The organism is Pseudarthrobacter sp. AL07 (assembly GCF_029960665.1).
Classification (GTDB): domain Bacteria; phylum Actinomycetota; class Actinomycetes; order Actinomycetales; family Micrococcaceae; genus Arthrobacter.
Window position 1 is genome coordinate 1 of sequence record NZ_JASBRB010000065.1, and the last position, 2168, is coordinate 2168.

Annotated in this window: 2 protein-coding genes; both read left to right on the forward strand. The window is 65.8% G+C overall.

Annotated elements, in window-relative coordinates; genetic code table 11:
- Positions 1-205: 205 nt before the first annotated feature.
- On the forward strand, positions 206-1699 hold the full coding sequence (locus QK290_RS18365; RefSeq protein ID WP_282332103.1) for an NAD-dependent succinate-semialdehyde dehydrogenase: 1494 nt from the start codon (positions 206-208) through the stop codon (positions 1697-1699).
- 286 nt (positions 1700-1985) lie between these two features.
- Positions 1986-2168, forward strand: a 183-nt coding sequence (locus tag QK290_RS18370) for a hypothetical protein (protein ID WP_282332104.1), incomplete at its 3' end; no start/stop codon positions are given.

Sequence of the window (2168 nt, forward strand, 5' to 3'; positions counted from 1 at the left end):
GATCTCGATGGTCGTTTTGCCCCTGTGGAGGTCTCCTTTGGAGGCCTCCACAGGCCTGCTTCTGGAGTTGTAGCAAGACAGAGGCGGACGCCGTGGTCCTGACTTACGGCTCCTCCTGCACGCTGCTGGCCTAGCAGCTCAATCTTCCGGGCCCGGCCGCGACAGGGCCAGATTTCCCGGCCCGCCCCCATAGAAAAGGACGCTCATGAGTATCCAGTCAACGACCAACTCCCGGACCTCGCAGCAGGCGCTTGACGCCATTGCCACAGTCAGCACCGGCCTGTTCATCGACGGCGAATGGGCCGAAGCCGCCTCCGGCGCCAGGTTCGACGTCATCAACCCCGCCACCGAGGAAGTCATCGCCACCGTGGCGGACGGCGGCCCGGAGGACGCCCTCCGGGCGATCGAAACCGCCGGCCGCGTCCAGGAACAATGGGCCAGGACCGCGCCGCGGGAACGCAGCGAGATCCTCCGCCGTGCCTACGACCTGATCATGGCCCGCCAGAATGAACTGGCCCTCATCATGACCTCCGAGATGGGCAAGCCCTTCGCTGAGGCCAAGGGCGAAGTGGCCTACGCCGCGGAGTTCTTCCGCTGGTTCTCCGAGGAGGCCGTGCGGATAGGCGGCGACGTCACCACCACCGGCGACGGCAAGAACCGCATCCTGGTCTCCAAGCAGCCGGTGGGACCGTGCGTGTTGGTGACCCCGTGGAACTTCCCTCTGGCCATGGGTACCCGGAAGATCGGCCCCGCGATCGCGGCCGGCTGCACCATGGTGTTCAAACCGGCCAACCTGACCCCGTTGTCCTCGCTGGCGCTCGTGGACATCCTGATCGAGGCTGGCCTGCCCAGGGGTGTACTCAACGTTGTCTGCACCACCAAGGCTGCGGAGGTGGTGTCGCCTTGGATGGCCAGCGGCATCGCCCGCAAGGTCAGCTTCACCGGCTCCACCGAAGTCGGCGTGCGCCTGCTCCAGCAGGCATCGCAGCACGTCATGCGCTCCTCGATGGAACTGGGCGGGAACGCCCCGTTCATCGTGTTCGAGGACGCTGACCTCGACCGCGCCGTGGATGGCGCCGTCGCCGCGAAGATGCGCAACATGGGCGAGGCCTGCACGGCAGCCAACCGGCTCTTTGTGCAGCGCCCCATCGCGGACGAATTCGCCCGACGGCTGGCGGCCCGCCTCAGTGCCCTTTCGGTGGGCGACGGAGCCGACTCCGGCACCGACGTCGGGCCTCTCGTCGAAGAGAAGGCACTCACTAAAATGCAGGAACTGGTGGACGACGCCGTGTCCAAGGGCGCAACCGTGGTCTGCGGCGGGTCCCGCCCGGACCGCCCCGGCTACTTCTACACTCCTACTGTTTTGTCCGGCGTCAGCCCTGATTCCGATCTGATGAGCCAGGAGATCTTCGGGCCCGTGGCTCCTGTGGTTCCCTTCGATACCGAAGAGGAAGTCACCCTGCTGGCCAACGACACCCCGTGGGGGCTGGTGGGCTATCTCTTCACACAGGACGTGGACCGGGGCTTCCGCATGGGCGACGCCCTTGAAGTTGGCATGGTTGGGCTCAACACTGGAATTGTCTCCAACCCTGCGGCGCCCTTCGGCGGCATCAAGGCCTCCGGCCTGGGCCGCGAGGGTGGCCGGGTCGGAATCGAGGAATTCCTCGAGACCAAGTACATGGCTATTCCCCGCGTCTGAGCCCAGGCTAAGGCGCGGCCAGCTGCTGCCGTGGGGCTACCGGAAGCCGGTGCCCCACGGCATACCGGGATGTCTCGCGGCAATGTTCTCCGTCTGATGGGCCCCGTCAGGCCGCTATTCAGCGGCGATTTTGGGTCTGCCGTCTCTCCCGGCAAGCAGGATCTTTGCTTCCTCACCGACCACTGCCAAGCCCTCCGCAATTGAGCGCGAGGGAGTGGCGCCAAAACCAATCCTGAAGCAATTCCGCGGTGCGTCCGGTTGGATGAAATAAATATCGCCACGTTCAATGAGCACTCCGCGCTTTTCTACGGGCGCGGACCAACTCCAAGGCATCCAGCCCGGGTGGCCCTTCCACCCAAAGACTGACGCCGCCGGGCCGGTACGGGCCCTGCTCCCAAGGCAGGCACTGCGCGAAGACCTGGGTGACCGTCTCCCAGCGCGTCTTCAGCTGCCGCCGGTGGCGGCGCAG

What these genes read in the sequence shown, in the direction of transcription:
- QK290_RS18365 (WP_282332103.1), top strand. Translation starts at nt 206, where the DNA reads ATGAGTATCCAGTCAACGACCAACTCCCGGACCTCGCAGCAGGCGCTT.